The following is a 21,007-nucleotide window of genomic DNA, read 5'->3' on the forward strand; positions in this document are numbered from 1 at the left end:
ACATCCTCCATGTCTGTTGACCTCACCCCCCGGACGACCGGGCGGGAGGCGATCAAGGCTGTTCCGGTGCGGCACTACGGCCGGTATGTCACCGCCGTCGTCGCGATCGCGCTGTTCGTCGCGATCGTCTACGCCTTCTCCCAGGGCAAGATCAACTGGGGCGCGGTCCCCGACTACTTCTTCGACCCGCGCATCCTCGACGGCGTCGGCCAGACCCTGATCCTGACCGTCCTGTCGATGGCGATCGGCATCATCGGCGGCATCCTCCTCGCCGTGATGCGCCTGTCGAACAACCCGGTCACCTCCTCCATCGCCTGGTTCTACATCTGGTTCTTCCGCGGCACCCCGGTCCTGGTCCAGCTCGTCGTCTGGTTCAACCTCGGCCTCGTCTTCGAGTTCATCAACCTCGGCCCGTTCTACAAGGACGAATGGTCCGACTTCATGACCCCGTTCCTCACCGCACTGCTGGGACTGGGACTCAACGAAGCCGCCTACATGGCCGAGATCTGCCGCGCCGGCCTCCTCGCCGTCGACGAAGGCCAGACCGAGGCCTCCCACGCCCTGGGCATGAGCCAGGGCAAGACCCTGCGCCGCATCGTCATCCCCCAGGCCATGCGCGTCATCGTGCCCCCCACGGGCAACGAAGTCATCAACATGCTCAAGACCACCTCCCTGGTCGCCGTCGTCCAGTTCTCCGAACTCTTCCGCCAGGCCCAAGACATCGGCCAGACCTCCGGCGCACCCGTCGAGATGCTCTTCCTCGCCGCCGCCTGGTACCTGATCATGACCTCGGTCCTCAGCGTCGGCCAGTACTACCTCGAACGCCACTACGCCCGCGGCTCCAGCCGCAGCCTGCCGCCCACCCCCCTGCAGAAGATCAAGGCCACCCTCTTCACGGTGCGCCGCCCGAAGGGAGCCGCGGCATGACCGCCATGGTGAAGGCCGAAGGCGTCCACAAGTCCTTCGGCCACATCGAAGTCCTCAAGGGCATCGACCTCGAAGTCGCCCCCCGCGAGGTGTTCTGCCTCATCGGCCCCTCCGGCTCCGGCAAGTCCACCTTCCTGCGCTGCATCAACCACCTCGAGAAGATCAACGCGGGCCGGCTCTACGTCGACGGCGAACTCGTCGGCTACCGCCAGAAGGGCGACAAGCTCTACGAGCTCAAGGACAGCGAGGTCGCCCTCAAACGCCGCGACATCGGCATGGTCTTCCAGCGCTTCAACCTCTTCCCCCACATGACCGCCCTCGAGAACGTCATGGAAGCCCCCATCCAGGTCAAGGGCGAGACCAAGGCCGTCGCCCGCGAACGCGCAGCCAAACTCCTGGACCGCGTCGGCCTCGCCGACCGCGCCCAGAACTACCCCTCCCAGCTCTCCGGAGGCCAGCAGCAACGCGTCGCCATCGCCCGCGCCCTCGCGATGGAACCCAAACTGATGCTCTTCGACGAGCCCACCTCCGCCCTCGACCCCGAACTCGTCGGCGACGTCCTCGACGTCATGCGCGGCCTCGCCGAAGACGGCATGACCATGGTCGTCGTCACCCACGAGATGGGCTTCGCCCGCGAAGTCGGCGACTCCCTCGTCTTCATGGACGGCGGCGTCGTCGTCGAATCCGGCAACCCCCGCGACGTCCTCACCAACCCCCAGCACGACCGCACCAAAGCCTTCCTCTCCAAGGTGCTGTAGTAGTCGTCCGTGGGTGTCCGGCGCTGGGGCACCCGCTACACCGGAAGCGGCTGTTCGGTCCAGATGACCTTGCCGCTGCCGGTGTAGCGGGTGCCCCAGCGCTCGGCGTACCGGGACACCAGGAACAGGCCCCGTCCCCCTTCGTCCGTGGTGGCGGCCCGCCTCAGGTGGGGGGCGGTGCTGCTGCCGTCGGACACCTCGCAGATCAGGTTCCGGTCGCGGATCAGCCGCACCGTGATCGGCCCACGGGCGTGCCGGATGGCGTTGGTGACCAGCTCGCTGAGGATCAGCTCGGTGGTGAACACCTCCTCCGCCAGTCCCCAGCCGTTCAGGGTGCGGGTGACCTCCGCCCGTACCCGTCCGACGGCGGAAGGGTCGCTCGGCACGTCCCAGGTGGCGGCGCGGTTCCCGCCCAGCACCCGGGTACGGGCGACGACGAGGGCGACGTCGTCGCCGGGCCGCTCGGGCAGCATGGCGTCGAGCACGGCACGGCAGGTCTCCTCGGGAGTGCGGCCGTCGCGGGCGAGGACGCAGCGGAGCAGCTCCAGTCCCTCGTCGATGTCCCGGTCGCGGTCCTCGACGAGGCCGTCCGTGTAGAGGACCAGGCTGCTCCCCTCGGACAGATGCAGTTCCGACGTCTCGAAGGGCAGACCGCCGAGGCCGAGCGGCGGGCCGGCCGGAAGCCCGATGAACTCGACGTCTCCGCCGGGGTGCACGATCGCCGGCTCCAGGTGTCCGGCGCGGGCCATGGTGCACAGGCGCGAGGCCGGGTCGTAGATGGCGTACAGACAGGTGGCTCCGGTGACCCCGGTGACGGAACCGTCCTCGTTCTCGTCCTGGTCGATGCGGGAGACGAGTTCGTCCATGTGCCACAGCAGTTCGTCGGGCGGCAGGTCCAGGGTCGAGAAGTTGTGGACGGCCGTACGCAGCCGTCCCATGGTGGCGGCCGCGTGGAAGCCGTGACCGACGACGTCGCCGACCACGAGGGCCACCCGGGCGCCGGGCAGGGGGATCACGTCGAACCAGTCGCCGCCGACCCCGCCGAGGCCGGGTTGTGCGGGCAGGTAGTGGTACGCGACGTCGAGGGCGGCCTGCTCGGGCAGGGCGCGCGGCAGCAGACTGCGCTGAAGGGCGACCGCCATCATGTGCTCACGTGTGTAGCGGCGGGCGTTGTCGATGTTCACGGCGGCGCGGGCGACCAGTTCCTCGGCGAGCGACACGTCCTCGTCGTCGAAGGGCTCGGGCTTCCGCGCGCGCCAGAAGGTGGCGATGCCGAGGGTCACATCACGGGCACGCAGCGGGACGGCGATCATCGAGTGGATTCCGTACCCGACGAGTCTGCGCGCACGGGCGGGCTCCTGTTCCTGCCAGCCGGAGAACGCGCCCAGATCCGCCTCCAGGACGGTCTTCCCCCTGGCGTACGCCTCAGCCTGCGGTGTGGCGTCCACGAAGTGGATCAGCCGTCCCTGCGCGTAGAGCGGGGTGTCGTCCCTGATGCCCGCGAAGGCGATGCGGCGCATGCCGGTGCCGGTCTCCGCGGGTTCCTCGCCGCTCATCACGGCGTCCGGCAGATCGACCGTGACGTAGTCGGCGAACCGCGGGACCGCGAAGTCGCTGAGTTCCTGGGAGGTCCGCACCACGTCGAGGGTGGTACCGATCCTCATCCCGGCGTCGTACACGAGCCTCAGGCGCCCCTGGGCGGAGTCCGCCCTGCCGGTCAGCGCCCACAGCTCGGTGGTGTCGCGCAGGGTGGCGACGGTGCCGACCGGTACGTCGCAGGATGTCGCCTCCGGGCTCATGGAGCGCTGGTTCACGGCCACGAGCCGGTCCCCGATCACATGCACCTCGTCGCTGGCCGGGCGTCCGGACCGCAGCAGCCGGGCGATGTTCGCGTCGATGCCGAGTTCGCCGACGGGGCGGCCCTGGGCGTCCGGGGGAATGGCGAGCAGCCGTCGCGCCTCGTCGTTGACGAGCACCAGCCGGTGGTCGGTGTCGACGATCAGCACACCCTCCCGTACGGCGTGCAGGACGGCGTCGTGGTGCTCGTACATCCGGGTCATCTCGGTGGGTCCGAGGCCGTGCGTCTGGTGCCGCAGGCGCCGGCTGATCAGGGCCGCGCCCGAGGTGGCGACGGCCAGGGCGAACACGGCGGCGCCGATCAGCACGGGCAGCTGGTCCCGGGTCAGGCCGCTCGCGCGATCCACCGTGATCCCGGCCGACACGAGACCGAGCACCTTCCCGTCCCTGCCGGTGACAGGTGCGACGGTCCGTACGGAGGGGCCCAGGGAGCCGGTGACGGTCTCCGTCACGACGCCGCCCGCCGCCGCCGGTGCGATGGTGCCCACGTACTTCTTCCCGATCCGGTCCGGGTCCGGATGGGTGTGGCGGATGCCCTCCGGGGTCATGACGACGATGAAGTCCAGCCCGGAGGCCACCCTGGTGGCCTCGGTCCGGCTCTGCAGGGCCGCCGTCGGATCGGCGCCGGCAAGGGCTTCCTTGACACCCGGCGCGCTCGCGAAGGCCTGGGCCACGGCGATCGATCGGTTGCGGGCCTCCCGCTCGCTGTCGGCCCGGGACTGGAGGACCAGTGCCACGACAGCGGCGACGACGAGCAGCAGAGCCACCGTCGCCTGCAGGATGAACACCTGGCTTGCGACGGTCCGCGCGCTCATCACCGAGCGCAGGCGGCCGAGGGGACCGGCCATGTTCCTATCTAACACCGCGCCCATACGCTGGGCGACCGGTCCCCGGGCGGTCCACGGGGTCACTGCCAGACGCGGATGTGGTCGACGTACACGGTGGAACTGGAGTCGAGCGGCGCGTTCGTGACCGAGCCGTCGGCGAACTGCAGGACCTCGTGGGAGAGGATCGGGAACTCCCTCACCAGGCTGATCAGCTCGGGGTCGGTGACGGTGCGTACGACGGCGCCGTCGTAGGTGAACTGGATCCGGGTGGGCGTCCAGCTCATGCCGTAGGTGTGGTACCAGCTGCTGTGCAGGCCGGGGGCGCCCACCGTGGCGGAGGACTGCTTGTGGTCGGCGGCGTAGCCGTCGTAGTGGATGGTGACGGGGTAGGTGTCGGCCTGGTCGGCGGTCTCCGTGATGTCGTACTCGGCTCCGTCCGCGGCCGTGCCCGGCGTCGAGCCGTGGCCACCGCTCGCCTGGAGCCAGACGGCCGCGAGGTGGCCGTTCGTCGCGTACGGGGTGTGCACGCGGGCTTCGAGGGTCCCGTGGGTGTAGTCGAACTTTCCCTGGCTGTCGACGCGGCCGCCCGCGTACTGCTTGTCGGCGAGTCGGGTGAGGTCGATGGCGAGGTTTCCGCCGTCGGAGGTGATGACACGCACGTTGGCGGGCTTGTACCACCAGCGGATGCCGTCGGTGCGGGAGGACTCGGTGCGTTCCTGGTCGCGGGCGGTCCACTTGGACGTGTCCAGGGACGTTCCGGTGAACTCGTCGCTGAACACCAGGGCCTGGGCCGCGCGGGCCGTGCTGCCGAGCGGCTGGACGCCTGCGGGTGTGGCGGGGTCGACCAGGGACGGGGGCTCCTCGACGCCGGCCGGTGCGGCGGCCGCGCCCACGCAGGCGGCAAGCGCCGCGCAGGTCCCGATGAGGCGGCGGAGTACGGAGCGGTGCGGAACCATGGGGCTTCTCCTGACACGTGCGCCGGGCAAGGACGGCATGGGCCTGTGATGCACACGACAACCTGTGGTCACGCGACAAGTTCGGGGAGCGCGCCCCGGCGCGGAAGACATCGCGGCGGAATTCGGCAGGGAAGTCCAACAGCTGAAGCGGAAAGTCCACCTCTGGTGAATCCACCTCCGGCACGCCCGCCTCCGCCACCGGGAGGCGCGGCGAGGACGGATACGGCGAGGGGTGGCCGCATGTGCCGCGGCCACCCCTGCCTCCCTGCCGGCCCCGACGCGCGTCAGTTCGCGTCGGGCCGCCTCATGTCCACTGCAGCCTCATGCCCACGTCGGCCTCAGGCCCTCTTCAGCCTCAGCGTCACCAGCTCGAACGGACGCAGCGAGAGAGAGACCGAGTCACCCGCGCGCTGTGGCTCCTGCGCCTGCGGCAACGGACGCTCCAGCAGGTCCGTCGCCTCTGCGCGGGCCACCTGGAAGCCCGCCGTCAGCGTCGCGCGGGCCCGGCCGCCCAGCGACTCGTGGAACCTGACCACGACGTCCCCGCTGCCGTCGTCCGCGAGCTTGACGGCGGTGACCACCACCGCGTCGTTGTCCACCGTGATCAGCGGCGCGATCCCGTCGTCCGCACCTGTGGCCCGCCGCTCGGGCAGGTTCACCCGGTAGCCCTCGCGGACCGCGTCCCCGATGGTCGCGCCCGGCACCAGCGCGTGCCGGAAGCGGTGCACGCCCTGGTCGGTCTCGGGGTCGGGGAAGCGCGGGGCGCGCAGCAGCGACACCCGGACCGTGGTCGTCGTACCGGCGTCGGAGGTACGGACGCTGCGGGTCACGTCATGCCCGTAGGTGGAGTCGTTGACCAGCGCCACGCCCCAGTCGGGCTCCCCGATGTGCACGAAGCGGTGGTTGCAGGCCTCGAACTTGGCCGCCTCCCAGCTGGTGTTGGTGTGCGTCGCCCGGTGGAAGTGGCCGAACTGCGTCTCCGACGCGTACCGCTCGGCGTGCACGTCCAGCGGGAACGCCAGCTTCAGGAACTTCTCGGTCTCGTGCCAGTCCACCTCGGTGTCGATGTCGAGCCGCTTGGCACCGGGCGCGAGCGACAGCACCTGGGTGACCTTCGATTCGCCGAAGGAGCGCACGATCCGTACCGCCGCCGTCTGCGAACCCTCGACCGCCTCGACCGCGTCCGCGTCCACGAGGTCCGTCACCGTGTTCCGGTAGAACTCGTCGACATCCCAGGCGTCCCACATGTTCGGGAAGTCGGGGTGGATCTGCAGCAGGTTGACGGCGCCGCCGGGCGCGACCGTCTCCCGCTCGGCGCCGATGTCGTAGACGGACACGACGAGTCCGCGCTCGTCGGTCTCCACGCGCAGCAGGCCGTTGTCGAGCACGTGGCCGCCGCCGTCGCGCGGGAGCAGATACGAGGTGCCGCCCTCGGCGGGCCGTGCGGCGCCGCCCGCCGCGACGCCGTGCCGGCTGTGCGGCGCGGAGTTGAAGACCAGCTCGGCCGTGCCCTCACCGGCGAGCGCGCGCTGGGCCGCCTCGACGACGCCGTTCAGCTCCTCGGCGACCGCCGCGTACGTCTTCTCGGCCTCGCGGTGCACCCAGGCGATGGAGGAGCCGGGCAGGATGTCGTGGAACTGGTGCAGCAGCACCGTCTTCCAGATCCTGTCCAGTTGCTCGTACGGGTACGGGAACCCGGCCCGTACGGCGGCCGTCGCCGCCCACAGCTCGGCCTCGCGCAGCAGATGCTCGGAGCGCCGGTTGCCCTGCTTGGTCCTCGCCTGGCTGGTGAGCGTGGCGCGGTGCAGCTCCAGGTAGAGCTCGCCGACCCACACGGGCGCGTTGGGGTATTCGGCCTCGGCCTTGGTGAAGAACTCCTCCGGGGTCTCCCAGACGACGGTCGCCGCGCCCTCCAGGTCCCGCATCCGGGCCGCCTTGGCGACCATCTCGCGGGTGGTGCCGCCGCCTCCGTCGCCCCAGCCGGTCGGGGCGAGCGAGTGCCGGGCCACGCCCTTGTCCTTGAAGTTCTTCGCCGCGTGGGCGATCTCGCTGCCCTTCATCGAGCAGTTGTAGGTGTCGACGGGCGGGAAGTGGGTGAAGATCCGCGTCCCGTCGATGCCCTCCCACTGGAAGGTGTGGTGCGGGAACGTGTTGGTCCGGCTCCACGAGATCTTCTGCGTGAGCAGCCACTTGGAGCCCGCCGCCTTGATGATCTGCGGCAGCCCGGCGGCGAAGCCGAAGGTGTCCGGCAGCCACGCCTCGTCGTTCTCGACGCCGAACTCCTCCAGGAAGAACCGCTTCCCGTGCACGAACTGACGGGCCATCGCCTCCGAGCCCGGCATGTTGGTGTCCGACTCGACCCACATGCCGCCGGCCGGCACGAACCGGCCGTCGGCGACGGCCTTCTTCACCTTCGCCCACACCTCGGGCCGGTGGTCCTTGATCCACGCCCACTGCTGGGCCTGCGACATGGCGAAGACGAAGTCGGGCTCGTCCTCCAGCAGCGCCGTCATGTTGGACGTCGTACGCGCGACCTTGCGCACGGTCTCGCGCAGCGGCCACAGCCACGCGGAGTCGATATGGGCGTGGCCGACGGCGCTGATGCGGTGCGCGGACGGCTGGGCGGGGGTGGCCAGCACCCCTTCGAGGCACGCCCGCGCCGCGGCCGCCGTGCCCTTGACGTCCTGCAGGTCGACGGCGTCCAGGGCCCGGTCGACGGCGCGCAGGATCTCCCAGCGCCGGGCGGAGTCGGCCGGGAGCTCCGGCATCAGCTCGCCGAGCACTTCGAGGTCCAAGACCAGCTGCCACACCGTCTCCTCGAAGACGGCGAGGTCCATGCGGGTCAGCCGGTACTGCGGGTCGCTGCCCGCGGTCTCCTTGTCGCCCAGCTGCGTCGGCAGGAAGGGGTGGTAGTCGAGGATGACCGGGTTCGACGCGGCTTCGATGTGCAGCCGCACCTCCTCACCGCCCTCGACGGGCGCCCCGATGCGCACCCACTGGTTGCGCGGGTTGAGGCCCTTCACCGGGGTGCCGTCGGGGCGGTACACGAGGCCCTCGCACTGGAAGCCGGGCATGTTCTCGTCGAAGCCCAGGTCGAGGATCGCCTCGACGGTCCGCCCGGCCCACTCGGCCGGCACGGTGCCGGTGACCCGGAACCAGCTCGTCCCCCAGGGGGCGCCCCACTTCGCCCCGACCGCTGTCGGCGACGGCTCGGCCGCCAGCCCTTCGGCGACCGGGACGGGTTCGCCCGGAGCGTTCCAGACGGCCACCTCCAGCGGCACGGAGGCGGAGTACACCGCGGGGCGGATGCGCTCGTCGAGGACGCGCTTGAGGCGGGACTCGACCAGGCTGCGGTCGTCATGCATGAGGGTTCGCTCCCTTGGGGGGACGGTGCTTCTTACCAGGTGTGGGTGACGGTCACGGGGTCCGACGAGGTGTACAGCTCCCCGACGCTCCGCAGTTCGAACGTTGTTGTCCGCTCGCCCTGTTCGGGCTGGAGGCCCGGGACGAAGAAGGCCCGCTGACAGGTGCCGCCGAGGAAGCGCCGCGTCCCGTCGGGCAGGACCCGGTGCAGTGTGGAGTGGCGTACGTCGCCGGGCGCGGCGTTCCACGCGAAGCGCAGGTCGCCACCCGTGGCACCGGTGATCACGGGCCCGGACGGAGCCGCGGGCCGCTGGTCGTTCCCGTCGTGGACCGCCAGCGCGCCCAGCCGCCAGCGCACGGGCGCGCCACCTCCGGTGAGCCGGACGCCCAGCGCGTGCACGGTGCCGGACATCCCCGTCAGCCGCACCGTCGACGTCCGCCAGCCCTGCCCGGCGGCACCGAGCGGGACGTAGGTGTACGGGACGGGCTCACCCGGCCCCGCGGGCCCGGTGGTGGCGACGGCCAGTTCGACGGTGACGTTCCCCGCGTCGGCGCGGTGCGTCAGCTCGACGACCGTGTCCTCGGTGACCGTGAGCCGGGTCGCGTACAGGTCCAGGGTCGCGGGGGCGTCGAGCGCGCCGTCGACCAGGACGCTGCTGCCGCCGTGCCACGCGTCGGCGAAGTCGAACGTCACCGAAGGCCGTTGTCCCTCGGTCCGCACGGCCCAGCGCCGGGACGGCAGCTTGTCCTGCAGACCCAGGTGGTTCCAGGCGCGGTCCGAGGTGACGCGGCCGCCCTCGTACCAGCGCAGCCCGTGCCCGGTGTTGAAGACGCTCGCGAACGGGACCGAGGTGACGGTCGAGCGGTCGGCGACGGACACGGCAGGGGCGCGCCAGTCGTCGTCGGGGTCGGGTTGTGACGGGTCGAGCGAGCGTCCGGTCCAGAAGCGGTCGTCCGCGGCGTGGAAATCGCCCGGGGTGCGCCCGACGGGCAGATGGTTGCGGGTCCACTCGGGCCGGTAGAGGCCGACCGAGACGACGTGCGACGAGCCGGCGGGCACGATGGCGTCCCAGTTCACCGAGGAGTTCCAGCCGTTGGCCTCGACATCGGCGCCCGCCCACAGCTCGTAGCGGTCGCGTCCGAGCTGCTCGGCGGTCCCTCCGGAGGAAACGAGGCTGCCCGGCGTCCAGCGGAAGTCGACGAACATCGAGTCGGCGGCCTGGAAGAACACCTTGTTCTGGTTGTTGAGCGCGCCCTGCCAGCTGACCGAACCGCTGACGGTCATCGAGTCGTACCAGGTGACGCGCAGGCCCTTCGCCGAGGAGAGGGCCTTGAGCTCGGTGAGGAAGCCGAGCATGTCGGTGGCGAGCGCCGCGTTCCCGCCGCCGGTCTCGGCGTTGATGAACCAGCCGTCGAAGCCGTACGCCTCCGCGACCGCGACGAGCTGCGTGGCCAGCGGGTAGTGCCCGGCCGTGTCCTTCTGCACCAGGTCGCGGGTCCACTGCAACTGTCCGCCGTACGCGACCGGGGGCAGGAAGACATTGCCGAGGACGGGCACTCCGTGGCGGTGGGCCGCGTCCACGATCGGCGCGTTGGGCGCCAGGATCAGGCCCTCCCCCGACGAGCCGCCCCAGAAGACCAGCTCGTCGAGGTACGACCAGTGGGTGAGGGCGTAGTGGTCGGCGGTGGGCGCGCCCTGGGAGGGGTTGCCGGCGGTCGGGGCGAAGGAGACGAGCGACTGGACACGGGCCCCGCCGACGCGGGCGGTCGTGTTCGCCGGGGTCGGGGTGAACCGTGCGGCGAGCGGCACGGACGCGGCGTTGAACGCCAGGTCCGTGTCGTCCTCGGCCCGCCACGACTTCAGGCTGCGCCAGGTGATGCCCGGGCCCGGGGTGCCCGAGGGCAGCGAGTCGGGGTACCAGTAGGAGGCGTACGGCTGGAGTCCGGGGGCGGCCTCGGCCGCCGCCGCGGCGGCGGGCGGTGCCGGGACGAGGGCGGTCGCGGCGACGGCTCCGCCGGCGAGCAGGACGGTGCGTCTGGTCGGCTGCTGGCTCACGAACTACCTCCGGTGGGGTGAAGCGTGGTCAGGTCGGGTCGGGTCAGGTCAGGTCGGAGCGGTCTACAGAACCTGGTCCGGGGTGACGGTCCCGGTGATGCCGCGGGCGGCGAGGTGCTCGGCGTCGTCCGCGCGGCTCGCGAGCACGACGGCCGGGCGCGCGCCGTCGGCGGTGAGCCGGGCGAAGGCCTCGAACACGGCGCCGCCGGGCGCGCACACCGAGCGCTCGGGGGCGCTGTCGTCGTCCCCCGCGTCCACGACGAGCGCGGTGGTGCGGGGTGCCGGCAGGTACGGCCGGGCGCGCTGCTCCTCGACGATGCGGGCGATGCTCTTCCCGGCCGGCTTGATCTGCCGGTCGCTGGTCATCAGGCCCAGGCTGTACTCGAGTTCGGGGAAGTCGGCGAGCGAGCGGGACACGTCGTGCGAGCACCACCAGGTGATGCCCCAGAGGTCCTCGCAGTCGAGGGCGCCCGCCACGGTGGCCTCGGTGAAGGTGTCCGCGTGTTCGGCGGGGATCAGCGGGGCGGGCGCGCCGACCTCCTGGAGCCAGACCGGCCGGTGCGGCTGCAGCGCCCAGGCCTTGGACAGCTCGATCAGGTAGGCGGCGTGGTGCTCGGTCGCCGTCCCCGTACGTCCGTGGCGCTGGGCGGTGCCGTTGAACACCCAGGAGTGCACGGCGGTGACGGCCCCGAGCCGTGCGGAGTGCGCGGGGGTGAAGGGCTGGTCGTCCTGGTACCAGGCGGCGTCGTACTCGGCGTGCAGATGCAGCTTTCCGGGCGCGCCCTCCTCGCAGGCGCCGAGCAGCACGTCCAGCCAGCGCTCGGCCTGCGCGGGGGTGATGCGGTCCGGGTCGGGGTGTGGCCCGGACGAGAACTGGTTGACCTCGTTGCCGATGGTCATCCCGATGAAGTTCGGCCGGTCCGCGAGGGCCGCGGCGAGCGTGCGCAGATACTCGGCCTGCCCCGACACCACGTCCGGGTCGGTGAAGAGGTTGCGCCGGTGCCAGGTCTGCGTCCAGGACGGCAGGAAGTCGAAGCTCGACAGATGCCCCTGCAGTCCGTCGACGTTGACGTCGAGGCCGCGCTCGGCGGCGGCGTCGGCCAGCTGTACGAGCTGCTCCACGGCGCGCGGGCGGATCAGGGTGCGGTTGGGCTGGAAGACCGGCCAGAGCGGGAAGACCCGGATGTGGTCGAGGCCGAGGCCGGCGATGGAGTCCAGATCGGCGCGTACGGCGTCGAGGTCGAAGTCGAGCCAGTGGTGGAACCATCCCTGGCTGGGGGTGTAGTTGGCGCCGAAGCGCACGGATGAGGTCATGTGCGGAGAGGTTCCTCGGAGTGGAGTGGTCGGTCCCGGGACGGCCCTGGTCAGCCCTTGACGGCGCCTTCGCCGACGCCCCGGAAGAAGTAGCGCTGGAGACAGGCGAAGAGGACGATCAACGGCAGTACGGCGATGATCGTGCCCGCCGCGACGAGGCGTTCGTCGTTGGCGAAGGTGCCGTGCAGATAGTTCAGACCGATGGTCAGGGTGAAGTTCTGCGGATCGCTGAGGACGATCAGCGGCCAGAGGAAGTCGTCCCAGGCGCCCATGAAGGCGAAGATGGCGACGACCGCGAGCGTGCCCTTGACCGAGGGCAGGGCGATACGGACGAACCGCTGCCAGGCGTTCGCCCCGTCGACGAACGCGGCCTCCTCGATCTCGTACGGCAGGTTGAGGAAGGCGTTGCGCATCAGCAGGACGTTCATGGCGGCGATGCAGCCGGGCAGCAGCACACCGACGAGCGTGTTGTTCAGGCCGAGGTCACGCATCGTCGTGAACTGGGCGATGATGATGCCCTCCACGGGCACGAGCATCGCCAGGATGAACGCGAGGGTGGCGGCCCGGCGCCCGCGGTAGCGCAGCCGCGCGAGGGCGTATCCGGCGAGTGCGGCGCCGACGCAGTTGGTCAGCACGTTGGCGACCGCGACCTTGAGCGAGTTCAGGGCGAAGTCCCAGACGGGGATGGTGCGGGCCACCCGCGTGTAGTTGTCCAGGGTCGGGTCGTCCGGCAGGAACTGCGGCGGAGAGCTGAAGATGTCCTCGTTCAGGCTCTTGAGCGAAGTGGACAGCTGCCACAGGAACGGTCCGACGGTCAGCGCGAGAACGGCGAGGAGCAGTACGTACCGCAGCACGATCTCCCAGACGGGCATCCGGCGCCCGCCCTCCTGGGCGGTCCGGCTCCTGCGAAGCGGCTTCGCGGGCCTCGGCCGCGTGGCGGTGTCGGCCGCGGTCATCGGTCCTCCTTACGGTCGGCGCGCAGCACCAGCAGCATCAGGGCGACGGTGACGACGAAGACGACCACCGAGATCGCGGAGGCGTAGCCGACCCGGCCGGACAGGCCGGTGCCGGTGCGCTGCACGAGCATGACGAGGGTGGTGTCCTCGCCCGCGGGGCCGCCGGCGGGCCCCGCCATCAGATACACCTCGGAGAAGACCTTGAACGCGGCCACCGAGGCGAGCGCGCCGACCAGCACCATCGTGGAGCGGACCGCGGGCAGGGTGACGGTGACGAACCGGCGTACGGCGCCCGCGCCGTCCACGGAGGCGGCCTCGTGCAGTTCGCGCGGGACGTTGGCCAGCGCGGCCAGGTAAATGATCATGTAGTAGCCGAGGCCCTTCCAGACCGTGACCGTCATGGCGCTCAGCAGGAGCAGCCACTGGTCGCTCAGGAAGCCGACCGTGCCGATCCCCACCGCCTCCAGTACCGCGTTGACCAGCCCGCGCTCGTCCAGCATCCACACCCAGATCAGGCCGACCACGACGATGGAGGCGACGACCGGGGTGTAGAAGGCCGAGCGGAAGAAGGTGATGCCGGGGATCTGCTTCTGCACGAGCAGCGCCAGCAGCAGCGGCAGGATCACCAGGGCGGGTACGACGCCGAGCACGTACAGCGTGCTGTTGCGCAGCCCGATCCAGAACATCTCGTCGCCGAGCATCTCCTGGAAGTTGGCCAGGCCCACGAACCGGCCGGGGATCAGGGTCCTGCGGTCGGTGAAGGAGTTGGCCACCGTGGAGAGGAACGGGTACAGGCTGAAGGCGCCGGCGACCAGCAGTCCGGGGGCGGCGAACAGCCAGGGGCTGGTGGGCAGATGCCGTCGGATCCGCTGCCCGGGACGCGTGCGGCCCGCGGGGTCCGGGGGCTCGGGCGACACCGGCTCCGTCGTCGTGCTGCCGGAGCGGATCGCCGTGGAGGCGGTGGGGGTCTTCATGGCGAGTCCGTGTCTCAGCTCTGCTTCAGCAGCTTGTCACACGCCTTGACAGCGTTGTCAAGTGCTTCCTTGGGGCTCTCCTTGCCCTGGAGCGCCTTGGCGACCGAGTTGCGCAGCTCGGTCTTCATCTGCTCGCTCATCAGGACCGGGGTGTAATTGACCGCGGTCTTCAGGGACTTGGCGGCCGCGATCCGTACGCGCGTCTCGTCGGTGCCGTCCTCCTTGGTGAAGTACGGGTCGTCGAGGGAGCCCGCGGTGCTCGGGAAGATGGCGACCTGCTTGGCGAACGCCATCTGGTGCTGGGCGTCGGTGACGAAGTGCGCGAAGGCGACGGCGGCCGGCGTCTGCTTGCTCTGGGAGTTCACCATCACCCCCATCACGTACATGTTGTCCTTGCCGGTGCTGCTGATCTGCTCGGTGATCCCGATGCTCTTGTAGAGCGTCGGCGCTTCCTTCTTGAACTTCTCCAGGTCGAGGGCGGAGCCCGGGTTCATGGCCACGGCCTGGGTGAGGAACTTCTTGCCCGACGACTCGGGCGTCGCGGTCAGCGCCTGCGGGTCGAGTGCCTTCGCGTCGTACAACTCCTTGTACTTGGTGAGGAGTTCGACGCCCTTGGGCTCGTTGAAGGTGAAGGCGGAGCCCTCGTCGTTCATCAGCCGGACGCCGTAACGGCCGAAGTCCTCGATGGTGGGGACGTTGGCCAGGGTGGCGATCTCGCCCTTGCTCTTCTCGGCCAGTTGGAGCGACTGGGCGAAGAGCTCGTCGTACGTCGTCGGCGGCTGTTCGGCGTCCAGGCCCGCGTCCTTGAACAGCTTCTTGTTGTAGAACAGCGGGCCGGTGTTGAGATACCAGGGGAAGGCGTACGTGCCGTTCACGCCCGGGACCTGATGGCCCGCCCAGGCACCCGGCAGGTACTCCTTCTTGTACTTCGCCGCTGCCTTGTCGAGGTCGAGGGCGAGGCCGGCCTTGGCCAGCGGGGCGACCAGGTCCGGGGAGACGTTGACGACGTCGGGGAGCGTGCCGGCCGCGGCGTCGGCACTGATCTTGTCGGCGTAGCCCTCACCGGGCTGGTCGACCCACTTCACCTCGGTTCCGGGGTACTTCTTCTCGAACTCGGCGATGAGCCCGGTGAAGAACGGCTTGAAGTTGGCCTGCAGGTTCCAGGTCTGGAACGTGATCTTGCCTTCCACCTTGCCGGACGCGTCCGGCGTCCCGGCGGCGCCCGACCCGGCGCCACAGGCGCTGAGCGGCAGTACGGCGGCGAGGACGGTGGCAGCGGCGACTGCCCTGCGGGAGATACGCACGGTGATACGGCTCCTTTGCTCGGCCCGGCGTGGGGCGGCACCGGGACGCATGGCGTCGGCGGATGCTGCCAGCAGACCCTGCATTGCGGCCGCGGAGAAAGTCAATGGATTCGTTCGAGAAAGTTCATTCTCCGTGGAGTCACCGCAGCTCAGAGGCACACACGCAACCCCTTGCGTGATCGACTAATGCGCTTTAGAGTGGAGGAACTCAAGCGCATTAGTGCACCGATGTCCGGGAAAGGGGCACGGGTGGTGGCGAACCCTCCGTCCGCCAAGGACACATCGCCGGCCCGGCGGTCCCCGGCGCGCCGGCCGACGATGAAGGACATCGCCCGCCGTGCGGGGGTCTCGGAGAGCGCCGTGTCGTTCGCGCTCAACGACCGGCCCGGGGTCTCGGAGATCACCCGGGACCGGGTGCGCCGGGTCGCCGAGCAGTTGGGCTGGCGGCCCAGCACCGCGGCCCGCGCGCTGTCCGGTGAAGGCGCGGCCACCGTGGGCCTGGTGGTCGCGCGGCCCGCCGGGACGCTCGGCGTCGACTCGTTCTTCCTCCAGCTGATCTCGGGCATCCAGGAGGTGCTCTCCGAGCGCCATCTCGGCCTGCTCTTCCAGGTGGTGGAGGACGTGGACGCCGAATGCGCCGTCTATCGCCGCTGGTGGGCCGAGCACCGGGTGGACGGAGTGCTGGTCGTCGACCCGCGCACCGACGATCCCCGGGCCGCGCTGCTCGACGAACTGGGCCTGCCGGGCGTGGTGATCGGCGGGGTTCCGGAGGGCGGCCACCCGGGGCTGTCCACCGTCTGGGCGGACGACGCCGGTGCCATGGCGTCCGTCGTCGGCCGCCTTCATGCGCTCGGGCACCGCCGCATCGTGCACATCGCGGGCCTGCCGGGCCTCGCCCACACCGAGCGGCGCATCCGCTCCCTGCGCGCGGAGGCCGAGCGCCTCGGGCTGACCGAGGCCCGTTCCGTCACCACCGACTACTCGGACGCGGAGGGCGCGGCGGTCACCCGCGGCGTTCTGACGGGCGAGGCGCCACCGACCGCGCTCGTGTACGACAACGACGTGATGGCCGTGGCGGGAATCGCCGCGGCGACCGGTCTCGGCTACGCGGTGCCCGACGACGTCTCGATCGTGGCCTGGGAGGACTCGGCCCTGTGCCGCCTCGTGGAGCCGTGGCTCGCGGCGCTCTCCCGGGACACGGTCTCCTTCGGCCGCAGTGCGGCCCGCGAACTCACCGCCCTCCTCGACGGCGGCCCGGCCCGCACGGTCCAGGTGCCGGTGCCGGAGCTGATCGAGCGGGAGAGCATCGGCCCGGTGCGGTCCGGAGGCTGAGGACGACGCCGCGCGCCGGCCACCGGCCACCACCGGTGCGCGGGCCGGGTCGCGCCCCGGTTCCTTACGACCTGTGCGGCGGAACCGGCCGCCGGACGAGCGGACTCGTGGCCGCTCAGAGCTGTGCCCTGCGGCCGCACGGGCCGCAGGGCACAGGTGATGCTGTGACGGATCAGCCGCGGGCGGCGCGGCGCTTGCGCGTCACGACCAGGATGCCGCCGCCGGCCAGGACCGCTACGGCCGCGGCTCCGGCGATTACGGGGGTGGCGCTGGAGCCACCCGTCTCCGCGAGGTCGCCCGGAGTGCTGGGCGCGGGCGTCGGAGTCGCGGACTGCGGCGGCTCCGTGCTCGGGGTCTCGGAGGGCTCCGGCTCCTCGGGCTTCGGCGTCTCGGAAGGCGGCGGCGTCGGCTCCGGCGTCTGCGAAGGCGGCGTCGTCTCGCAGACGGGCGAGGACTTGGTCTCGTCGTGCGAGAACCGGTCGCCGTCGCCGGCCTTCACGACGAGCCGCACCGCGGCCTCGGCCGTGTGCTCGGGCAGCTTGATCGTTTCGCTGAATCCGCTGCCGAACTCCTTGGTGGGCAGCAGGTCCTTGCCGTCGACGGTGATGGTCACCGTGTTGGTGACGTCGTCGTTGTAGGCCTTGAGGTCGACGGTCACCTCGGAGCAGGTCACCGTCCAGCGGGGGGTGTGGGCCGATGCCGGAGTGGCACACAGACCAACTCCGATGAAACCGGCCGCCGCGCTCGCTATGAGAGCGCCCGAGCGTCTCCGCGCGCGGGTGGATACCTTCATCAATCCTCCATGTACATGCGTACATCGGGTCTGGTGCCAGCGCACAGTACTCCCCCGCTTTCCGGCACCGAGCACCGCCCACCTCTCCGGCGGACAATGGGCGCATGCGGCTGCTGATCACGTCCGACACCCATGTGCCGAAGCGGGCCCGGGAGCTGCCCGACGAGCTGCTCGCGGCCGTCGGGCGGGCCGACGCGGTGCTGCACGCGGGCGACTGGGTGGACACGGCGACCCTGGATCTGCTCGAAGCCCGCGCCCGGCGTCTCATCGCCGTGTACGGCAACAACGACGGTCCCGGGCTGCGGGCCCGGCTGCCGGAGGTGGCGCGGGCCGAACTCGGCGGGCTGCGCTTCGGTGTCGTGCACGAGACGGGTGTCGCACAGGGCCGTGAGCGGCGGTGCGCCGAGCGCTTCCCCGATCTGGACGTGCTGGTCTTCGGTCACAGTCACATCCCGTGGGACACCACGGCCGAGGGCGGGCTGCGGCTGCTGAACCCGGGTTCGCCGACGGACCGGCGGCGGCAGCCGTACTGCACCTACATGACGGCCGTGGCGGCGCACGGGCAGCTGACGGAGGTCGGACTGCACCGGTTGCCGCCACGGCCATAGGGCGTGGCGCGGGGTTCAGGAACGGTGCAGCAGGGCGGTCATGGTGTCCAGAAGCACCGCCTCGGGGTCCGGCACGCCACCGGTCGAGCGCCAGGCCACGAATCCGTCCGGGCGAACCACCACGGCGCCTTCGTTCGTCGCCCCGTGGAGTGCCGCCCAGTCGGAGCCCGACTCGGGCACGAGGTCGCTTCCCGGGCCCTCGCCGATCCGGTAGGCGTCCAGGGTGATGGACAGCCGGGCGGCGACATGCTCCGCCGCCGTGTGCCACGAGGCGCCGCCGGAACCGGTGAGCAGGACGAAGTTGCGTTCGTACAGGTCCAGCGTGGACAGCGTCCGCATCGTGCCGGGCGGGTGCAGCCACATGTGCGGGGCGCGGGTACCGGGGTCGCCGGTGATCCGCATCCGTTCGGGTACGACGGGCAGTGCCGGGTCGGCGCCCAGCACGGCGCCGTGCGGATAGCAGTAGCCCATGGCGACGGTGAGCATCCCGCTCTGCCGTCCGCCGGCCATCTCGGGGGCCGGCGCATAGCCCGGGTGGCTGTGCTCGGCCGAGCGCACCGAGGCACGCTCGCTCGTCGCCTGCGCCACCGGCCTGCGCTCGGCCCCGTAGGACTCCAGCAGACCGGGGCCGGCGGAGCCGTTCAGGACGAGGGCGAGCTTCCAGGCCAGGTTGTGCGCGTCCTGGATACCGGTGTTGGAGCCGAACGCGCCGGTGGGGGACATCTCGTGGGCGGAGTCGCCGGCGAGGAAGACACGTCCCTGGCCGTACCGTTCCGCGACGCGTTCCGCGGCGTGCCAGGGCGCCTTGCCGGTGATCTCGACGTCGATGTCCCCGGCGCCGACGGCCCGGCGGATGTGGGCGATGCAGCGTTCGTCGGTGAAGTCCTCCAGCGTCTCGCCGGTGTCGGGCTGCCAGGGGGCGTGGAAGACCCAGTTCTCGGTGTTGTCCACCGGCAGCAGGGCGCCGTCCGCGTCTTCGCCGGTGAGGTAGCAGACGATGAAGCGGCGGTCGCCGACGACATCGGCGAGGGCACGCGAGCGGAAGGTGATGCTCACGTTGTGGAACAGGTCGCCGTGACCCGTCTGGCCGATTCCGAGGTGGCCGCGGATGGGGCTGCGGGGCCCGTCGGCCGCGATCAGATAGTCCGCGCGTACGGTCCTGCGCTTGCCCGTCTCACGGTCCTGGATGATCCCGGTGACACCGTCCGCGTCCTGCTCGAAGGAGAGCAGTTCGGTGGAGTAGCGCAGGTCGCCACCGAGCTTGAGGGCGCAGTCCAGCAGGACCGGCTCCAGGTCGTTCTGGCTGCACACGCACCAGCCGGAGGGACTGAACCGGGCCACACCGTTGCCGGGGTCGATGTCCTTGAGCAGCCACTCACCGGCGTCACCGGTGAGCGACGGAGTCTGGAAGATGCCGTGGTTGTCCGCGAGGAGGGAGGCGGCTTCGTGGATGAGCGATTCGGTGCCGGCCACCCGGAACAGCTCCATGGTGCGCACGTTGTTGCCGCGGCCCCGAGGATGCCTCGACGTGCCCGCGTGTCTCTCGACCAGCATGTGCTCTACGCCGAGCCGGCCCAGGAACAGCGACGCGGACAGTCCCACCAGGGAGCCGCCCGCGATGAGGACAGGTACGCGCTCGTCGATGTGTTCTTCCATCAGTAGCTCCAGCTCCAGCCGCCGGTAGGGGGGAATGGAGTTTCCATGCCCTGGCGGGAGGGCCTCGATCGCCCGTTCACCCACCTGGTTCACACATCTCGCGCCACCCGTGGTACCGGCACAGGATCGAAGCCTGAAACCCCCGAGCCGGCGTGCACCGCACGCGGCGGCCCCACCGTCTCGAAGGAGATGCGTGCATCATGACAACGCTTTCCGAACGTATATCCCAGTCGGCCTTTGACGGCTCCCGGCTGCGTGTCGTACTGCTGCTCGACCTTCACGACGGCGCTCAGCAGAACTTCCTGAAGGCGTACGAGCACATGCGCAACCAGGTGGCCTCGGTCCCCGGTCACATCAGCGACCAGCTCTGCCAGTCGATCGAGAACCCCTCGCAGTGGCTGATCACCAGTGAGTGGGAGAGCGCACCGCCCTTCCTCGCCTGGGTGAACAGCGAGGAGCACGTCGAGACGGTACGGCCGCTCCACAACTGCGTGCGGGACACCCGGTCGCTTCGCTTCAGCGTGCTGCGCGAGACGGGCAAGCTGCACACCGCTGCGGGCACCCAGGAGCTGGGCGGGCTGCAGCCGTTCCCCCGAGTGGGTGACAACGTGGTGCGCCACGCCCTCACCTTCACCGTCAAGCCGGGCAGCGAACCGGTCGTGGCGGAGATCCTCGCGGGTTACGACTCGCCGGCGGCGAAGGTCGACGAGCACACCCGGCTGCGGCGCACCTCGCTGTTCATGCACGGCAACCGCGTCGTGCGGGCCGTCGAGGTGGAGGGCGACCTGATGGCCGCGCTGCGCCATGTGTCCCGGCAGCCCGAGGTGCGGGCCGTCGAGGAGGCCATCAACCCCTACCTGGAGCAGGACCGGGACCTCAACGACCCGGATTCCGCACGGGTGTTCTTCACCCGGGCGGCGCTCCCTGCGGTGCACCGCCTCGCGTCCACCGGCAAGGAGGACGACGACGTCAAGCGGCACGCGCTGTTCTACCCGGCCAAGCCGGGCTGCGGCATGGCGCTGGCCCGGCTGCTCGCCGGGCAGGACGAGGCGGCGGCCGACGATCCCTCGGCACCGATCGACAGCAGCACGATCTTCCAGCGCGACGACATCGTCGTACGGCTCGTGGATGTGCGCGGTTCCATCGACGCGGCGCCCCTGCAGGTGATCGGCGCGCACGGCCCGCGCAAGGCGTCCATGCTGGCGCGCCTGCTCGACAACGAGGCGCTCGGCGCCGGCGCACCGGCGGATGACGAGGACATGTCCCGCTTCCTGGCCCGCGCCGACATGCGTCTGATCACCGATCGCCACGCCCCCTGAAACGTGC

Annotated in this window: 15 protein-coding genes; 5 read left to right on the forward strand and 10 right to left on the reverse strand. The window is 70.7% G+C overall.

Features of this window, described 5'->3' with window-relative positions; all coding sequences use genetic code 11:
• Positions 1 to 9 precede the first annotated feature (9 nt).
• Together OG766_RS02245 and OG766_RS02250 are read left to right on the forward strand one after the other, a co-directional pair.
• The gene (locus OG766_RS02245) at positions 10 to 927 is read left to right on the forward strand and encodes an amino acid ABC transporter permease (protein WP_328724414.1); all 918 of its coding nucleotides are present in this window, start codon (positions 10 to 12) and stop codon (positions 925 to 927) included.
• A complete protein-coding gene (locus tag OG766_RS02250) occupies positions 924 to 1,685 on the forward strand; it encodes an amino acid ABC transporter ATP-binding protein (RefSeq protein WP_323137264.1) in 762 nt (253 codons plus the stop codon). The genes OG766_RS02245 and OG766_RS02250 overlap by 4 nt, the downstream gene beginning before the upstream one ends.
• 35 nt (positions 1,686 to 1,720) lie before the next feature.
• On the opposite strand, the gene OG766_RS02255 is transcribed toward OG766_RS02250, so the two are convergent.
• The 8 genes from OG766_RS02255 to OG766_RS02290 all read right to left on the reverse strand — a co-directional run bounded on the left by OG766_RS02255 (position 1,721) and on the right by OG766_RS02290 (position 15,292).
• Entirely contained in the window at positions 1,721 to 4,390 is a 2,670-nt protein-coding gene (locus tag OG766_RS02255; RefSeq protein ID WP_266377045.1) for a SpoIIE family protein phosphatase/ATP-binding protein, read from the reverse strand.
• Between the two features lie 59 nt (positions 4,391 to 4,449).
• Entirely contained in the window at positions 4,450 to 5,325 is an 876-nt protein-coding gene (locus OG766_RS02260; protein ID WP_266377041.1) for a glycoside hydrolase family 16 protein, read from the reverse strand.
• 338 nt (positions 5,326 to 5,663) lie between these two features.
• The gene (locus OG766_RS02265; protein WP_266377038.1) at positions 5,664 to 8,690 is read right to left on the reverse strand and encodes an alpha-mannosidase; all 3,027 of its coding nucleotides are present in this window, start codon (positions 8,688 to 8,690) and stop codon (positions 5,664 to 5,666) included.
• A 32-nt stretch (positions 8,691 to 8,722) separates the two neighbouring features.
• Positions 8,723 to 10,744 carry an endo-beta-N-acetylglucosaminidase gene (locus tag OG766_RS02270; protein WP_328724415.1) on the reverse strand — a complete coding sequence of 674 codons (2,022 nt, stop codon included), beginning with the start codon at positions 10,742 to 10,744 and terminating at the stop codon, positions 8,723 to 8,725.
• 63 nt (positions 10,745 to 10,807) lie between these two features.
• The gene (locus OG766_RS02275) at positions 10,808 to 12,058 is read right to left on the reverse strand and encodes a glycoside hydrolase 5 family protein (RefSeq protein ID WP_328724416.1); all 1,251 of its coding nucleotides are present in this window, start codon (positions 12,056 to 12,058) and stop codon (positions 10,808 to 10,810) included.
• Positions 12,059 to 12,108: 50 nt separating this feature from the next.
• Entirely contained in the window at positions 12,109 to 12,930 is an 822-nt protein-coding gene (locus OG766_RS02280; RefSeq protein ID WP_266378353.1) for a carbohydrate ABC transporter permease, read from the reverse strand.
• A gap of 80 nt (positions 12,931 to 13,010) precedes the next feature.
• Positions 13,011 to 13,988 (reverse strand): carbohydrate ABC transporter permease, encoded by a 978-nt coding sequence (locus OG766_RS02285; RefSeq protein WP_266377027.1) that lies wholly within the window; start codon positions 13,986 to 13,988, stop codon positions 13,011 to 13,013.
• Between the two features lie 14 nt (positions 13,989 to 14,002).
• Entirely contained in the window at positions 14,003 to 15,292 is a 1,290-nt protein-coding gene (locus tag OG766_RS02290) for an ABC transporter substrate-binding protein (protein ID WP_328724417.1), read from the reverse strand.
• Positions 15,293 to 15,520: 228 nt separating this feature from the next.
• On the opposite strand from OG766_RS02290, the gene OG766_RS02295 reads away from it, so the two are divergent.
• Complete coding sequence (locus OG766_RS02295) at positions 15,521 to 16,624, forward strand: LacI family DNA-binding transcriptional regulator (protein WP_423246996.1); 1,104 nt, start codon at positions 15,521 to 15,523, stop codon at positions 16,622 to 16,624.
• Between the two features lie 172 nt (positions 16,625 to 16,796).
• Here OG766_RS02295 and OG766_RS02300 read toward each other — a convergent pair whose 3' ends face one another.
• Positions 16,797 to 17,417 carry an LAETG motif-containing sortase-dependent surface protein gene (locus tag OG766_RS02300; RefSeq protein ID WP_328724418.1) on the reverse strand — a complete coding sequence of 207 codons (621 nt, stop codon included), beginning with the start codon at positions 17,415 to 17,417 and terminating at the stop codon, positions 16,797 to 16,799.
• A gap of 104 nt (positions 17,418 to 17,521) precedes the next feature.
• On the opposite strand from OG766_RS02300, the gene OG766_RS02305 reads away from it, so the two are divergent.
• Complete coding sequence (locus OG766_RS02305) at positions 17,522 to 18,025, forward strand: metallophosphoesterase family protein (protein WP_328724419.1); 504 nt, start codon at positions 17,522 to 17,524, stop codon at positions 18,023 to 18,025.
• A gap of 15 nt (positions 18,026 to 18,040) precedes the next feature.
• Here OG766_RS02305 and OG766_RS02310 read toward each other — a convergent pair whose 3' ends face one another.
• The gene (locus OG766_RS02310; RefSeq protein ID WP_266377015.1) at positions 18,041 to 19,681 is read right to left on the reverse strand and encodes an FAD-dependent oxidoreductase; all 1,641 of its coding nucleotides are present in this window, start codon (positions 19,679 to 19,681) and stop codon (positions 18,041 to 18,043) included.
• A gap of 200 nt (positions 19,682 to 19,881) precedes the next feature.
• Between OG766_RS02310 and OG766_RS02315 the strand changes: the two genes are divergently transcribed.
• Positions 19,882 to 21,000, forward strand: coding sequence for a SchA/CurD-like domain-containing protein (locus tag OG766_RS02315; protein WP_328724420.1), 1,119 nt, complete (start codon positions 19,882 to 19,884; stop codon positions 20,998 to 21,000).
• Positions 21,001 to 21,007: the final 7 nt, after the last annotated feature.

The sequence above is a fragment of the Streptomyces sp. NBC_00259 genome (assembly GCF_036181745.1).
GTDB lineage: Bacteria > Actinomycetota > Actinomycetes > Streptomycetales > Streptomycetaceae > Streptomyces > Streptomyces pratisoli.